At 38.8% G+C, this 18366-nt stretch carries 3 protein-coding genes; all 3 read right to left on the reverse strand.

Annotation, left to right across the window (positions count from 1 at the left end):
- Positions 1-105: 105 nt before the first annotated feature.
- From CDG77_RS10255 to CDG77_RS10265, 3 genes are read right to left on the reverse strand one after another with little or no spacing between them, the layout of a single operon-like run.
- A complete protein-coding gene (locus CDG77_RS10255) occupies positions 106-3960 on the reverse strand; it encodes a non-ribosomal peptide synthetase (protein WP_094329287.1) in 3855 nt (1284 codons plus the stop codon).
- Positions 3957-10349: a non-ribosomal peptide synthetase gene (locus CDG77_RS10260; protein ID WP_094329288.1), complete on the reverse strand. Its 6393-nt coding sequence runs from the start codon at positions 10347-10349 to the stop codon at positions 3957-3959. Before CDG77_RS10260 ends, CDG77_RS10255 begins: the two co-directional genes overlap by 4 nt.
- 16 nt (positions 10350-10365) lie before the next feature.
- Positions 10366-17505, reverse strand: a complete 7140-nt coding sequence (locus CDG77_RS10265) for a non-ribosomal peptide synthetase (protein WP_223269764.1) — start codon at positions 17503-17505, stop codon at positions 10366-10368.
- Between the last annotated feature and the right edge of the window lie 861 nt (positions 17506-18366).

The following is an 18366-nucleotide window of genomic DNA, read 5'->3' on the forward strand; positions in this document are numbered from 1 at the left end:
AATTTTAGAAGTAGGAAAGCTGTTTTAATGCATTTCAAAATAGAATTCAATAGTCAGACTTTTTGATTAAAACTCTATCTAAAAATCAATGAATATTCTGAATTCTCAATTCTGACTGAGAATCGCATTAATAATAGTGACGTTTTGATTGAGATAGGGGGGATCGATCATCTCACGATGAGGGCCATAAGCATAATGATTGATTCTTTGATTTTTCGTAGCTTGTGTCCAGTCATCTTCTAAATCATAGTTTTCCTCAGCACGCAGGAGATGAATAGTCCCATTAATCTGCAAATTTTTGAGGTCTGAACACCAGAGAAAATTAAAGTATTCCCAAACTTGATTGTAGGTGCGATCGCGTAACTTTTGATTATCCATAAAGTAACGTCTCAATTCCTGACGTTTGGGATTTAATAAGAAACCATTAACACCTTCTATGATTTCTGACATTTCAGCTTGTTGAGCTTCACGACCTCCTCGATAAGTATCTATTAAAAGGACATCAGAAACCACGCGATTGCGACTTTCTAACTTTTGAGCCATCAACATTGCCAAAAAACCACCTGCTGAATGTCCCATCAATTTTATGTCCTGATTTGGTGTTATGTGGTCTATCAATTCTGCATATTTTTCTAAAGTTACTTCGTCGGCAATATATCTGAAAGTATAGACAGCATAATTTATTAAATAATCAGCTAAATTTGCGTAAGCTGCCGCAAAACCAAGGGCAGGTGGAAATAGAAAAACAGCTTTTTCTCGTGCCTTGTTGAAAACTACATAAGGACGTTCTTTAGGTTGTATATTCATCTCTTTAGCGTAGATGATATATTCACTCAATTCTGCTAATGTAGGTTTTTCATAAATTATCGATAATGGAATTTCAATTTCAAACTCTTGATAAATTAATGCCATAATATTCATTGCTTGTAATGAGTTTCCACCTAAATCAAAAAAGTTATCATTTACTCCTATCTTTAAGACTTGCAGGACTTGTTGCCAAATGCTTGCTAAGGTGTTCTCTGAGTGATTACGTGGGGCTAAATACAGCGATTCTACTATCGATGTTTCATCAGGGTTAGGCAATTTTTTTCGATCTATCTTACCATTAGGATTTAATGGCATAATTGATAACATCACAAAAGCTGAAGGTATCATGTAAGCTGGCAATTTCTGCTGTAAGAAACGACGCAAATCGCTAGGGGTTAATGACTGGGTTTTTCTAACTACATAAGCTACTAAGCGTTGGTTTGCAGCAGTATTTTCTGGCAGAATGACAACTGTTTGTTCTACTTGGGGATGAGTATCTAAAAGAAGTTCAATTTCTCCTAACTCAATTCGTAAACCTCGTAGTTTAACTTGATGATCGCTGCGACCAAGATATTCTATATTTCCATCTGGCAGATAACGAGCTAAATCTCCAGTTTTATATAATTTACCCTGAGCGAAGGGATGAGAAATGAATTTTTGAGCAGTTAATTCTGGCTGGTTGAGGTAGCCTCTAGCTAAGGATATACCCCCAATATGTAATTCTCCAGGAATGCCAATTGGAACTGGTTGCAGATGAGAATCGAGGATGTAAATTTGAGTATTGGCAATCGGGCGACCAATGGGAATTATTTGATAGTTAGACTGTGGCGTACACTGCCAAAAAGTGGCATCAACTGCTGTTTCTGTTGGCCCGTAAAGATTATGTAATTCACAATCAAACTGCTCAAAAAAGCGTTGAGTCAGCTCATAAGGTAGTGCTTCTCCACCACAAAATACTCGCTTTAAACAATGGCAATCTTTTAAGTTAGATCCTTGAAGAAAAACCCGCAGCATTGAGGGAACAAAATTGATTTGAGTAACTCGTTGTTGAGCAATTAAATTAATCAAGTAAGCAGTATCTTTATGACCTTCAGGTTTTGCCACTACTAGAGTAGTGCCAGATGTTAAAGACCAGAATATCTCCCAGACTGAAACGTCAAAACTAAAAGGAGTTATTTGCAGGATACGATCGCCTGCTGTAAGCGGATAAGCATCCATCGTTCGCAATAAGTTATTGCAAATACCCTGATGAATATTCATCACTCCCTTTGGCTTACCTGTAGAGCCAGAGGTATAAATCACATAGGCTAAATTTTCCGATGTCACCAGGTTGACAGGATTGTGCTGACTATAATTAGCGATCTCCTGCCAATCACGATCTAAACACACCACCTCGGCTGGCTTTGCTTCTAAAGAGTCTACTAGAGACTGCTGAGTCAGTAAGATTGACACCCCTGCATCCGAGATCATATAAGTTAAGCGATCGCTCGGATAACTAGGGTCTAGGGGCACATAAGCTCCCCCTGCCTTTAAAATTCCCAGTAGTCCGACTACCATCTCAATTGAACGTTCAACAAAAATTCCTACCAATATTTCTGGTTCTACGCCTTTTGCTCGCAAATAGTGAGCTAATTGATTAGCTCGCTCATTTAACTGTTGGTAGGTCAATTGTTGACCTTCAAATATTACTGCGACTGCATCGGGGTTGCGTTCTACTTGTTCTTCAAATAGCTGATGTAGGCATTTATCTAAAGGATATGCAACTTCTGTGTTATTCCATTCTATTAGTAACTGATTACGTTCTTCAGGAGTTAGTAAATTGATTTGTGACAATTGCAAATTAGGATTCTCGATTACTGTCTGAATGATTTGTAAAAAATGACCGTTCATCCTGGCGATTGTCTCTTCTCGAAAAAGATCCGGTTCGTATTCTATGATTAATATTAAATCGTTACCATCTTCAAAGAAACTCCAACTCAAATCGAATTGGGCAGATCGTGGTGTCAGAGGGTATGCTTTCTGTCCAATACCGGGAATTTTAATCACTGCTTTACTATCTTTACTAAGCAGTGAAAACATCACATCGAATAATGGATTTCGTGAGAAATCACGTTCTAAATCGAGTGCAGATATTAATTTATTAAAAGGATAATTATTATACTCGTAAGCATCAAGACAAGTATTTGTTACTTCTATCAATGCCTGTTGAAAATTTCCCGCTTCTGGTAGTAAAGTTCTTAAAGCTAGGGTATTAACATAAAATCCAATTTGGTTTTCTAAGTCTGGATGATTGCGTCCAGAAATAGGTATACCAATGACTAAATCACATTGCCCGGTGTAACGGAAAAGTAATATTTTAAATATCGTTAAGAGGGTAATAAATAAAGTTGTATGATTCTGAGCAGCAAAAGAGGATAATTTATTGCTCAGACTTTGACTGAAATTATAAGTATATACACCAGCTTGAGAAGATTTAATTTGTGGTCTGGGAAAATCGGTGGGTAAGTCGAGTATAGGTGGTTCTCCAGCAAAGCGATCGCACCAATAACTATGCTGTTCTTTTACCTCCTCACTTTTTAGCCACTGATTTTGCCATGCAGCATAATCCTTATATTGCAATGGTAGCGGAGCTAAGGCGGCAGTTCTTTGTTGCGTGCAAGCAGAGTATAAAGTGACGAACTCTTGGAAAAGAATATCGAGCGATCGCGCATCCGCAATAATATGATGTATAGTCAACCCAAACAAAAATTCTTCTGACTTAATCTGTACTAACAACACTCGCATCAGAGGTAATTTCTCTAAATCAAAGCGCGAGTTTGCTGACTCTTGAATCAAGGTATCAGCTACGACTTCTGCATCATTTTGCTCTTTTAAATCTTTAAAAATAATTAATTTGTCTGTAGGCAATTTTTCATGCACAATTTGCTGAATGTTCCCTGCGACACTTGTAAAAGTAGTACGCAAAATTTCATGGCGGCTCACAAGTTGGTGAAAAGCTGCTGTTAATGCAGCGATATCTAAGCTACCATTGATTCTGATTGCCAGCCTAATATTGTAAGCATTAGAAAATTCGCTTATGTGGTGCAGAATCCACATCCGCCGTTGAGCGTGGGATACTTCGTAATATTGTTGGTTCGCTAGTGACTTTATCATTTTTCTTGTCGTGATTGAATCAAATCAGCTTGTGCTTTTAAAGTATTGTGAGTAAAAATTTCTCGTAATCGTAGTGAGATTCCAAAGCGATTGCGGATATCCGACACTAAGCGCATTGCTTTTAAACTATTTCCTCCTAATTCAAAAAATGACTGATTGGCATCACTCACCTTTACCTCCAATAAGTCACTCCAAATTGAGGCTAATAAAGCTTCTTGTTGATTAAAGCTAGTAATTTTATTACTTATCTGAGTAATATTTGCTTCTGGTTTTGGTAATGATAGACGATTGATTTTTCCATTTGCTAACAAAGGAAAATATTCTAACCGTATCAGAAAAGTTGGCTGCATATAAGTCGGCAACACTTGTTTGATCTTTCTTTTAATGTATTCCTCATTTGCAGTGTCATTTCCTTGATAATATGCAATTACTGTTACCAATTCTTCATTTTTATCTGCAACCACCAGCGTTTTTTCTACACCATCAATAGCATCAATTGCATCTTCAATTTCTCCCAATTCAATCCGTACCCCATTCAATTTAATTTGGTTATCACTGCGTCCTATCACTTCCAAATTCATATCCGGTAGGAGTCGCCCCAAATCCCCTGTGCGATAAACTAAATCACTACCATTATTCAAAGGATTAGGCACAAAAGCCAAATTAGTTAATTTTTCATCTTGGTAATAACCTTTAGTTAAATAAGGCGATTTTACAAAGATTTCACCAACTTCTCCGACAGCACAGGCACGAGTGCCATCAATAACTGCAAACGCAGTATCTGACAATGTTTTCCCCGCAGGAACTCTGGCATAGGTAATTTTACTCAGGTCAGGAATCCGGTAAAAATGTTTGACAAAAGTTGTTTCAGTAGCTCCATAAATATTCACAAATTCTGTTTGTTCACCAAAAACTTTATGCCATTCACAAAGTTCTTTGACGAATAAAGGTTCACCTGCCAAAACCAAAACTTGTAAATTTTTTAGTAACTGGTCAACATAAGCTAAATTACGACCAATCTTTAAAAATAGACGCATCACTGAAGGTACAGTGTGCAGTAAGTTAATTTGCCATTCTCCCAAGCGCAGTAACAACCGTTCCAAATCTTCGCGGTCTGTACTATCAGGAATATAAAGAGTTCCTCCTGAACATAAGGTGACGAGAGTTTCTCTCAAATAAGCATCAAAGTGAATTTGCGATATTTGCAGACATCGACAGTTGTGATTAATCCCAAATTCCAGTTTTTCCCAATTGATGAAGTGACGCAAGCTACCATGACTACCAAGTATAGCTTTGGGTTCACCCGTTGACCCGGATGTAAACATAATATAGTTAGAATCATCAGCTTCAGGGAGGAGAACTTTTTCCTGATTGCTGGCGACTACAGATAAGCATTGATAATTTGTACCATGCCACTGATAGTATTGCTGAATTTCGTCGTCTGTCACTACCAATATATGAGGTGGTTTTGGTAATCTTGCTAGTCTGGGTTTGACAGTATCTAAATTTTCTATTCCTACGACTACAATGGTGGGGGATGTTTTTAACATCATGCGTTGCCAGCGTTCTTCTGGTTCATCCAAACGCAGAGGTAAATAAATTCCTCCAGCTTTGAATACAGCCAGCATTGCCACCACCTGACGGTAATCTCCTTGGAGGATTATGCCACAAATAGTATCTTTTTGAATTCCTAAATTTTTGAAGATATTAGCCCAAGAGTTAGTTAATGTATCTAATTCAAGATAGCTGAATTCGCCCCCAGAATAAACAATAGATGTTTGGTCAGGTGTGGCTTTTACTTGGTCGCTAAAGTCATGAACGACTGTTCGTTTTTCTAGTCGAGGAATGGGTTGGATAAAACTTTCAATTAAAGAGGCTTCTGTTGCTGATAAAAGAGAAATTTTGCCGATTGGCTCGATAGGATTGACTAGCATTTCCGTGAGCAATTTATCCAAATGAATCAGACATTTTTGCATCCTATCTGCTTGGAATAAGTCTGTATTGTAAATTAAATCCAATTTGAGTTGGTCGTTATGCTCGCTAAACACAAAAGATAGGTCAAATTTGCTGGTAGGTGTTAGTGAATCTAGGGATTTTATTTTTATTTCTTCTCCTATTACAGTTTGACCAAAATTTTGCAGCAGCACTAAAATATCAAACAATGGTGTGCGGTTAAGTTCTCTCGAAATTGCTAGTTCTTCTACCAAAACATCAAATGGGTAATCAGAATGCTCAAATGCTTCGGTGACGGTTTTACGAATGCTTACAAGTAAATTTTTATACCCTTGTTTTGGGTCTAGTTCGTCACGGATGACCAGTGTATTGAGAAATAAGCCGATTAAAGATTGCAGTTGCGGATGATTACGTGTGGCAATTTCTGTACCAATAGAAATGTTATGCTGACCACTGTAGCGATACAGTAATACTTTTACTGCTGCTACCAGTGCCATAAATAAGGTGCTTTCCGTTTGTTTGCAAATCATTTGCAACCGAGAGACAATTGCTGGTTTAAATGTCCAGCTTAAATGAGAACCATTGTAAGTCTTGAGAGGAGGCCGTAGAAAGTCTGTGGGTAAGTGAATGCGAGGTATTTGCCCATTATCCAGTTTTTGCCGCCAGTAATCTAAGTTTTTTCTGTTATCCTCACTTCGCAAAATATTGGCTTGCCACGCTGCATAATCTTTGTATTGTATGGGCAGTTTATCTGGATTTGGTTGTAATCCTTTGACAAAGTAATCATAATAGTTTAAGCATTCTTTAGATAATAAATCCATCGACCAACCATCAGAAATAATATGATGGATTTCCATGAACAAAATATATTGCTTATCTGACAATTTATAAATATTAGCCCGTAACAGAGGACTATTTTCTAAATTGAAAGGTTCTCTCTGTTGTTCAATAGTTTCTAGTATGCGGCTTTCAGCATTAAGTTCATTAATCCAATCTTGAAATCCGACATGAAAATGAGCATCTATAAGTATTCTTTGCCTCGGTTCACCATTGACTAATACAAACGATGTCCGTAGAGATTCATGGCGATTAATTAAAACCTGCATCGCTTTTTCAAAAGCACTAGGATCAAAAGCTCCTTCTAGCTTGATTGTAGAAACAATATGATAAGCCGTATTGCTTAAATCCATCTGTTGCAGTACAAAGAAGCGTCTTTGTGCATGAGATGTTTCATAGGTTTCTTGTTCAGCTAGATTAGGAATTATGGGGACATCACTAGGCGCACAAGCGATTAATAACTCTGCCTCTTCTGCAATTGTGGGGTGCAAAAACACTTGTTTGAGTTGAAAGGGAAGACTTAGCTTTTCTTGAATTTGGCTGACTAGAGAAATTGCTTTCAGGCTGTGTCCTCCCAAATCAAAGAAGTTGTCATTGACTCCTATGTTCGATATCTTTAAAATTTGTTGCCAAATGTTTACTAATATGCTTTCTGTTTGATTACGTGGGGCTAAATAGGGTGATTTTACTATGGATGACTCATCAGATGTTGGTAATTTTTTATAGTCTATCTTGCCATTAGAATTTAATGGCAGTTCTGACAACATCACAAAAGCTGAAGGTATCATGTAAGTTGGCAATTTCTGCTGTAAGAAACGGCGTAGATTGCCAGAAGTTAATGACTGGTCTTTTGTCACTACATAAGCTACCAATCGTTGGTTTTCAGTAGTATCCTCTCGCAGAATTACAACTGTTTGCTCTACTTGGGAATGATTGTCTAAAACCGATTCAATTTCGCCTAACTCAATACGTAACCCTCGCAGCTTGACTTGGTTATCAATCCGACCAAGATATTCAATATTTCCATCAGATAGATAGCGAGCTAAATCCCCAGTTTTATATAATTTGCCATTACGAAAGGGATTGTCAATAAATTTTTGGGCAGTTAATTCTGGTTGATTGAAATAACCTCTAGCTAAAGGGACACCCCCAATATGCAGTTCTCCAGCAATACCAATGGGAACTGGTTGTAGTTGAGAATCAAGGATATAAATTTGGGTATTGGCAATGGGGCGACCAATGGGAATTATTTTATGATTAGACTTTGGTGTACACTCCCAGCAAGTGGCATCAATAGATGCTTCCGTCGGCCCGTAAAAATTATGTAATTCACAGTTCAATCGCTCAAACAATTGTTGAGTAAGCTCATAGGATAGTGCTTCTGCACCACAAAAAATCCGCTTTAAAGAACGGCAATTTTCTAAGTTTGGTTGTTGCAGTAAAGCTCGCAACATGGAGGGAACAAAAAATATTTGGGTAACTTGTTGCTGACCAATTAAATTGCTTAAGTAAGCAATATCTTTATGACCTTCAGGTTTAGCTATTACTAGAGTTGTTCCAGATGTTAAAGACCAGAAGATTTCCAAGACTGAAGCATCAAAACTAAAAGGAGCTATTTGCAGGATGCGATCGCCTGCTATAAGTGGGTAAGCAGCGATCGTCCGCGATAAATTATTGCAAATACCCCGATGAAGATTCATTACTCCCTTTGGCTTGCCTGTTGAGCCAGAGGTATAAATGACATAAACCAAATTTTCCGATGTCACCTGGCTGACGGGATTCTGCTGGCTATAGTGAGCAATTTCCTGCCAATCACTATCGAAACACACCACTTGAGCTTGATTTTCTGGTAAAGAATCTACTAAGGATTGCTGGGTGAGCAATATTGACACCGCTGCATCCGAGAGCATATAAACTAAACGGTCTGCTGGATAACTAGGGTCTAAAGGCACATAAGCTCCTCCCGCCTTTAAAATTCCTAATAGTCCTAATATCATCTCCAGGGAACGTTCTACATATATTCCCACTAATACTTCTCGCTCTACCCCTTTTTCTTGTAAATAGTGAGCTAACTGATTAGCTCGTTCATTTAACTGTTGGTAGGTCAAAAACTGACCTTCAAATATGACTGCAACTGCATCGGGGGTAAGTTTTACTTGTTCTTCAAATAGCTGATGAATACATTTATCTTGAGGATAGTTAACCTGAGTATCGTTCCACTCGACTAACAACTGATGCTGTTCTACTTCTGTCAACAGCGACAATTGACCCACCTGTTGCTGGGGATTAGCTACAATGGCTTCTAACAAGGTTTGTAAATGACCAGCCATCCGCACAATTGTGTCGGGGGCAAAACGGTTAGTGTCGTAATTAAGTTTTATGAGAAACTCTTTTTTGGGTATTGCTGCCACAGTTAAAGGATAGTTTGTCTCTTCAAAGTTCTCCACCTTGCTGACTGGCAATAATTGACCCGGCTCTTCTGATAAGCTATCCATAGGATAGTTTTCAAACACCACCAAACTTTCAAATAAGGAAATTCCTGGCGGGATATCACTCATCCTTTGTACTTCCGCCAAAGTGCTATAAGAGTACTCCTGAAGTTCCGCCTGCTTTTGCTGCAACTGTTGTAGCCAAGGTAAAATTGATTCTGACTTGGGGATAGATACTCGCAGTGGTAAGGTGTTAATAAACAACCCCACCATGTTTTCTACCGCCGACAAACTGGCAGGACGACCAGAAACCGTCACACCAAATAAAACTTCTGACTCTCCACTATAGCGACTGAGTAGGATCGCCCAAGCAGCTTGGATCAAAGTTGATAAAGTCAGACCATACTGCAATCCCAAGGATTGCAATCCTTGAGTGGTGGCACGGGATAAATGGAGTTCCTGTTGTTGATAAGTTGGTTCTACCCCAGAACCAAGCAGCTGAGGTCGGTCTACCATCAGTGGGGTAGGAGCAGTAAAGCCCTCAAGGGTTTGTCGCCAAAAAATTTCAGCCACAGACAAGTCTTGCTGCTTTAACCAAACAATATAGTCTTGGTAGGGAGGAGGAGGAGGAAGATAGCAGCTTTGACCTTGATTGTAAGATGTATAGAAGGTCAAGACTTCTTGGTAAATGATGGGTAAGCTCCAACCATCTAATATGATGTGGTGCAGATTCCAGAGAAATTTATAGGTTTGATCAGATAGCTGAATTAAATGACAACGCATCAAGGGGGCTTGGTTGAGTTGAAACCCTTTTTGGCGTTCTGTTTGCAACAATGAATCTAGACACTCTTGTTGCTCTGTAGGGGAGAGGTTACGCCAATCTTGATAGTTCCAAGGCAAATCCACCTGCTTTCGCACTACTTGTAGAGGCTGTTGACGCTTCTCCCAAAGGAAAAGAGTCCGCAACACTGAGTACCGCTCTACCACTTTTTCCCAAGCCCGCTTAAAAGCAACAATGTTGATTTGGGCTGATATAGTGATTAGCGTCTGGGTGCAATAAACCCCTGAGTCTGGAGCATAAATGCTATGAAAGAGCATCCCATGCTGCATGGGGGAGAGAGGATAAATTGACTCTACGTTTTTGCTTTGTTGAGATTTTTCAGCTACCATTGCGCCTCTATACTCCTTAGTCAATTTCTGCCAGAATTTCGTCTAGTTCCTGTTGATTTAAGTTCGCCACCGGAAAATCAGAGGGAGTGTATCCCCCAACTTCAGGAGACAAACAATGGTCAATCAGTTTTAGCAAAGCTTCGAGATACTTCTGAGCTAGTGATTCCACTGTGGAACTCTGATGGACATGACGGCTGTAGTTCCAGTTAACTTGCAACTGCCCTTCGACAACTCTGGCAGTAATATCTAATAGATGACTGCGATCGCCTTTGAGACTGTGATTAGATCCTTTAGACTCAGCAGCCAATTTCCAATCAACTTTGAGTCCTTGTCCTTGATCGAATTGACCTAAGTAGTTAAAACTGATTTCCCTCAAAGGCAGTGCTGCTATTTGAGAACGGATTTCTTGATTTTTACTTAGATAACGTAAAATTCCATAGCCAATGCCTCGTTGGGGAATGGTTCGCAACTGTTCTTTAATTGACTTGAGAGCTTCTCCTGGATAATTTTGATTTTGTAGTTGCAATAGTACGGGGAATATGCTAGTAAACCAGCCTACTGTTCTAGATACATCCGCATCTGCAAACAAATCTTCCCGTCCATGTCCTTCTAGGTCAAGTAATACTGTAGAATTTCCTGTCCATTGTGCCAAAGTTTGCACCAAGGCTGTCAGCAGCACATCGTTTATTTGAGTATTGTAGGCAGAGGGAACTTTTTGTAATAGGGCGCGAGTTTGGTTTTCACTGAGATTAACAGATATATCAGCAGTACTAGCTACTGAATTGTTTTGTTTTCCTGTTGGATAATCTACTGGCAAAGAATTTACTTTAAACCAAGGCTGCTTTAACCAATAATCTAATTGCGATCGCACCACCTCAGTTTTTCCATATTCTTGTAAAAGAATAGCCCAATCTTTAAAAGCCAAGGTCTTAGGTGGCAATTGGATAGTTTCTTGTTGTTCTAGCTGCCGGTAAGCTGTGAACAAATCTTCTAGTAAAATTCGCCAGGAAACTCCATCGACAGCTAGGTGATGGATGATGATGAGTAATCGACTATCATGGTTATCGCCTAATTGAAACAGCACCACTCTAATTAACGGCCCTGTTGACAAATGCAGGCTAGCCTGTTGGGTAGTTGCTATTTGCTCTAAGGTTTGTGCGTGTAGCGACTGAGGAGCTTGGGATAAGTCGATGACTTGGAAAGGTACTATATCAGAAATGCGATCGCTTGTTTGCTGCCATTTACCTTCCTTAAAGATGAACCGCAAACGCAAAGCATCGTGATGCTCAAGTAATTTGCTAATAGCTTGGGATAATAACTCCGGTTTTAAGTGAGAGGGAACTTGAAGCAATGTTGACTGGTTGAAATGGTGCAGTTCAGACCGATTTTGCTCAAAGAACCAATGTTGAATTGGAGTGAGCGGCACAACTCCTGTAACTAAATCCTGTTGAGCCAATACCAATACGGCAATATCAGCTACAGCAGCTAGTTCCGTAAGGGTGGGATATTGAAATATCTGTCTTGGGGTAATTTTGATTCCTGCTTTACGAGCGCGGGCGACTACTTGAATACTGAGGATGGAGTCACCACCGATTTCAAAGAATTTATCGTGACTACTCACTTGTTTAAGTCCCAAGACATCTTGCCAAATAGTCGCTAAAATCTGCTCAATAGGCGTTTGTGGCGGGACAAACTCTTGTTCTCGTGTCAATTCTGCTTCTGGTGCAGGTAACATTTTGCGATCTACCTTACCGTTGGGAGTTAATGGCAGAACTTCTAACAACGTAAAGGTTGAAGGAATCATGTAATCTGGCAATTGCTGAGATAAGAAACGGCGCAAATCACTAATATTTGTAGATTGATTTTGTGTAACTAGATAAGCTACCAGCCGTTTATTACCAGGAATATCTTCTCTAGCGATAACCACTACTTGTTTGACTTGGGAATAGGTAGCTAGAACTGCTTCGATTTCTCCTAATTCAATGCGGAAGCCACGAATTTTAACTTGGTTATCGATCCGACCGATAAATTCAATATCGCCATCAGGTAAATAACGAGCTAAATCACCTGTTTTATACAATTTGCCATTACTAAATGGATGAGAAATGAATTTCTGGGCTGTTAATTCGGGTTGGTTGAGGTAGCCACGAGCTAACCCTTCTCCACCAATGTATAACTCCCCGATAGTACCGATGGGCACAGGTTGGAGATATTGGTTGAGAATGTAGATTTGGGTATTAGTAATTGGGCGACCAATACTCGGTTGCTTAATTGTCCCCTTCTCCACCAAACTAAATGTAGAGTAGGTTGTATCTTCCGATGGACCGTAGAGATTATATACTTGGAAAATATTTTCTTGCTGGTAAAGCCGCTGTACCAATTGATTTGATAAAGGTTCACCCGCGAGGTTAATTGTCCGCACGGAATTAGGTATACCATTGATTTCTAGAAGTTGTGCGATCGCACTCGGTACGGTATTAATTAATGTCACCTCTTCAGCAGCTTTTAAACTAGATAAATCTAACGCGTTCTCGGCAATAATTACCTTACCCCCCCAAGCCAAGGGCATAAATAGCTCGAAGACTGACAGATCAAAACAGATAGAAGTTGAAGCTAAAACACCAGCCAGTTGCTCACTAGTAAAAACTTCTTTTGCCCAACACAGCAGAGCTACACTACTGTGATGTTCAATGGCTACGCCTTTGGGTTTGCCTGTTGAGCCAGAGGTATAAATGACGTAAGCTAAATTCTCCCCTCTCACCTCATTTGTGCTATTCTCTGGACTCTGTTGGGCAATCTTTTGCCAGTCTGCATCCAAACGCACAACTTGTGCTGAATGCTCTGGTAAAGATTCGACGAGCAACTGCTGAGTTAGCAACACAGATACCTGTGCATCTTGAAGTATATAACTCAGGCGTTCTCTAGGATATTTGGGGTCTAATGGTACATACGCTCCACCCGCTTTGAGAATGCCTAACAGCCCTACTACCATTTCAAGAGAACGCTCTAAGCAAATGCTGACTAATACTTCCGGTTTTACTCCTTTTTTTTGCAAGTAGTGAGCTAACTGATTGGCTCGTTCATTTAATTGTCTATAAGTTAACTGTTGATCTTCAAATATCAATGCTACGGCATCAGGGGTACGTTCTACTTGTGCTTCAAATAATTGATGAATATATTTATCTTGAGGATAGGTAATTTTTTTGTAATTCCATTCCACTAACAACTGATGTTGTTCTACTTCTGAGAGTAAACAATGGTTTTCATATCGTTCTGACGGTTGTTTAGCCATTGCTGTGAGAGCTTCACAATAGTATCCACCAATCATTTTTATCTGTTTTTCACATAACTGGCTAGGGTCATATTTCAGGGTAAGCTCTACTTCGGAAGAAATGAGGTTTAGACTAAAGTTAACTGTAAAGGTAAAGTTGGTTTGCTCAAAAAACTTGCCACCCAATGCTTTTATTTCTTTAATTTCTGAGAGGCTTTGGTAGACATGGAAATTAACAAAGTTGAATAAAGTCTCGAATAATGATTGTCTAGTATTTAAATTACTCTGCAATTCTGCTAGAGGATAGCGTCGGAAGGGCAGAGATTCCCGCTCATTTTTAAAAGTCTGTTGCAATAAATCAATCCAAGTGCCTCCAGATAACTGCAAACGAAAGGGTAGGGTGTTAAGAAATAATCCTAATATTCGTTCTCCATCTTCTGCTTCTGGTCTGCCATTAGATACCAATCCTGTGAGAATATCTGTTTGGTTAGTTAGCAAGCTCAATACTCTTAGATGAGCGGCTAACAGAACACTTTTGATCGGAACTCCAGCTTTTTTTGCCAGATGTTTTAAACCTGATGAAACTTCAGGGGATATGGTAACTTCCTGCTGAACTATTTGCCCTGGCTTACTAGAAAGGTAGGATTCAGACCAACGAGGAAGTTTAGTAATACTTTTTTCTTCTAGTTTTTGTTTCCAGTACTTTTGAGCCTCTGGCAATTCGATGATTTCTTGTTCTAGGGCAACAAAATCTCGAAAAGTTAGGGAAGGTGCTAGTTTGATAGAAGGTACTTTTAGACCGAGAAGCAATAAGTAATGTTGGAATAATTCTGAGATTAAAGAGGCTACGCTCCACCCATCTAAAATAGCGTGGTGAAAGCTCAAAGTAAAATTAAATGTCTCAGAAGTACGACGATGAATATGAAAGCGGACTAGAGGAGGAATGCTCCAATCAAAATACCGTTTTTTCTCCTGTTCAATCCAAGTTTCTATAATTGCTTCTTGTTCAACCGTTGTTAGGTGAGTGAGATCGTCTAAGGGCAAAGCAATCTTGACTGTGTGATGAATTAGTTGTAATGGCTGCTGAAATTCAGCTATGGCAAAGCTTGTGCGTAATATCGGATGACGGCTGATTAAATCTGCGATCGCTGACTGTAAGATATTCAAATCAAGGGGCGATTGCAGATGGTAGCTAAAGATATCGTGATAAACTGCTGTATCAACGTTATATTCACTATGAAAAACCATTCCGCCTTGGAGCTTTGTCAGTGGATATGCGTCTTCTACATCCTCAGATAAATAAAGCCTTTGTTCCGGAGAAATTAGACTAAAAGGTTCTCCCTTTGGTGTAGATAAATCACGGTTTTCACAACGAATAACTTGAGCTAGTTCAGAGATTGTCTGATATTGGAAAAGTTGTTGAAGGGAAAAATTTAGACTAAGTTGCTTTGCTTTGGAGAGAACTTGAATTCCTAAGATAGAATCTCCTCCTAACTCAAAAAAATTGTCATAAATCCCGACCAATTCAACATTGAGAACCTGAGACCAAATATTAGATAATAGTTCTTCTTCTTCAGTCCGAGGAGCTATAAAACTAGCTGCCAATTCTGGTCTAGCTTGAGCCGGTATTGGCAGAGATTGACGGTCTATCTTGCCGTTGGAGGTTAATGGTAAGGCTGGCAAAATCACAAAAGCCGAAGGCACCATGTATTCAGGCAATGCCTGTTTCAAAAACAAGTACAATTCTGTATTTGAAAGTTTTTCTAAGACGACAATATAAGCAACTAGGCGTTTTTCTCCAGGTTTATCTTCCCGCACAATCACTACTGTTTCTTTGACAGATGGATGAGTAGCGATCGCTGACTCAATTTCGCCAGTTTCAATCCGAAAACCACGAATTTTTACCTGATGATCAATGCGCCCCAGATATTCCATATCTCCTGATGGCAAATAGCGAACTAAATCGCCTGTTTTGTACAAACGCGATTTGGCATCGTTGCTAAATGGGTTAGGAATAAATTTTTCTTTAGTTAGTTCGGGACGGTTGAGATAACTTTGCGCTACACCTGCACCAGCAACATACATTTCACCTACAACCCCAAAAGCTACAGGGTGGAGATACTGATCCAGCACATAAACTTGTAAGTCAGGAATGACACAACCGATCAGACTAGCAGAACTTTGCAAATCTGCTATTGTTATGGGTCGATAGGTGACGTGAACCGTTGTTTCCGTGATCCCGTACATATTGACCAATTTGGGTACACTGTCTCCATGTCGATCAAACCAAGGTTTTAAGGTATGGAATTCTAATGCTTCGCCACCGAAAATAATCAAACGCAGCTTGAGATCGTGATTAACTCCTTTAGACTCTTCTGCTTGAATCAATTGGCAAAAGGCTCTCGGTGTTTGATTCAGAACAGTCACACCTTCTGAACACAAAAGATCATAAAAAGCATCGGGTGAGCGACTGACATTGTAGGGAACTACTACCAACCGACTACCATAAAATAAAGCGCCCCAGATTTCCCACACGGAAAAATCAAAAGCATAGGAGTGGAATAGGGTAAATACATCTTGCGCGTTAAATTGATACCACTCTTTTGTCGCGGCAAACAATCGAACTACATTACTGTGTGTGACTAATACACCTTTTGGTTTACCAGTAGAACCAGAAGTGTAGATTACATAAGCCAGATTGTGCAGTTTTACAGAGCAGTTAAGGTTTTTATGACTTTCGCTAGCAATTTCTGGCCAATCCGTATCTAAGCAAATTATCAATGTTTGGCTTTTTGGCAATTTGTCTACAAGTTGGCTTTGCGTTAATAAAACTGGCACAGCAGCATCTTGGATCACAAATGCCAAACGTTCTTGGGGATAGCTCGGATCTAAAGGTACATAAGCTCCCCCCGCTTTGAGAATTCCCAAGATTCCTACTATCATCTCTAGGGAACGCTCGACGCAAATGCCTACTAACACTTCTGATGTTACACCTTTTGTTAGCAAATAATGAGCTAGCTGATTAGCTTGTTCATTCAACTGTTGATAGGTCAATTGCTGATTTTCAAATACTATAGCTACAGCATCGGGATTTTGCTCTACTTGCTCTTCAAATAGCTGATGGATACATTTGTCTTGAAGATATTGAATTTCTGGGTTATGCCATTTTGTCAGTAATTCGTGACGTTCATCTGGTGTTAGTATGTCAATTTCTGACAATTTACAATCAGGATTAGCCGTTACAGTTTCCAAGATTTGCCGAAAATGCCCTGGCATTCTCAGGACAAAATCTGCATGAAAACCATCTTTGGGAAAAGTTATAGTAACAGAAGTATCTTGAGCATCAATTTCAAAAACTAATTGAAAGTTGTTTAACAAAGAACTGCGGCTGCACAATCCCTCTTGGATCAGAGCAATATCAAAAATTGCTGCTGGATTTCCACCTCTAGCAATAAAAGTTTCTACAAGGGAGTCTACATCATAGCTTTGGTGGCGGTATCCTTCTTGCAGATTACTGCGAGTTATTTTGAGTAAGTCCTTAAATGAAATAAACTGTTGTATGCAAAATCGGGAGAATATAAAGCTATCGGACTTGTCTGCGTTCAAAGCTCCCGTTGCCACAACAAACTCTTCTTGAGCAGTATATTTAAATATTAAAATTTTAATAGCTGATATATATACAGCCAGCTTGTTTACAGGAGAATTAGTAGTTAATTTATATATTTTGTCGCGTAAATCTACAGATATAATATAAGCAGCCTTTGTGTCTTTATCTTCTATTTTGTTCTGACTTTTACCATTAAATAAAGGCGTTACTGGTGAGATTTTTCGCAGTTGTCGGATTTGGTAATCTATTGAAAAAAGATGTGCTTCCATCATTCCCATAAACTTCTCCGTAACTTGTGTTGAGTATATTACAAAAAATTCTTACTTTTAATTGCGACCAAAATTTTGTAAAGTTAAAATATTAAATTTAATTTAACCCTACTCGCTTGATTTTAAAAATTGATTCTCACTGTCCAGGGAAATTAATTTATTTGCAATAGAGATTATAGCGCTCGCAAAAATAGATTTAACTATCTGTTTTCTCGGCTAAAATATCCTAATTATTTAGTTAAATAGCTCGTTATTTGCTGTGTTTGGATGACTAGTGGTTAAGTACTAGAACCATAAAAATTAAATTTACACCATAAGCGTTTTGGAAACAATAAGTCATACGGATAAAATTTCATCTATTTCTCGTGCTGGGATTCAATTGACAGCCAGAATGCTTATATAAATAGAATTATATGCAGTTAACTTACTTGTAAATTTTTTTTGAGTAGGGAGCAATCGTAAATTTTTACCTGCTCTATATGCTTAGGCTTACATAAATATAACTGTCTAGCTATGTAGTCATCAAATAAAGAAAAACAGAGACATTGCCTTGTAAAGCCTCAGTGATAACTTTCAGAAGATTAAGACCATGCTTAAATAATAAACTTTTAACACTCCATGTTAATTAAATTGCTAGCGATGGCTCTAGATATACAGTGTAAGTGTGTTTTTTTATTTTTTACATTCTTCAACTCAAAGTAAGTCTAACACAACAGAAGTTTTAACTACGATAATTGCGATCGATACAAAAATATACCTCAGCAGATGTTAAGACAGTTAAGACAGTTAAGACAGTTAAGACAGTTAAGACAGTTAAGACAGTTAAGACAGTTAAGACAGTTAAGTAAAAATAATTAATTGGTATTGCAT

The organism is Nostoc sp. 'Peltigera membranacea cyanobiont' 213 (genome assembly GCF_002245975.1).
In the GTDB taxonomy this organism is placed as follows: Bacteria; Cyanobacteriota; Cyanobacteriia; order Cyanobacteriales; family Nostocaceae; genus Nostoc.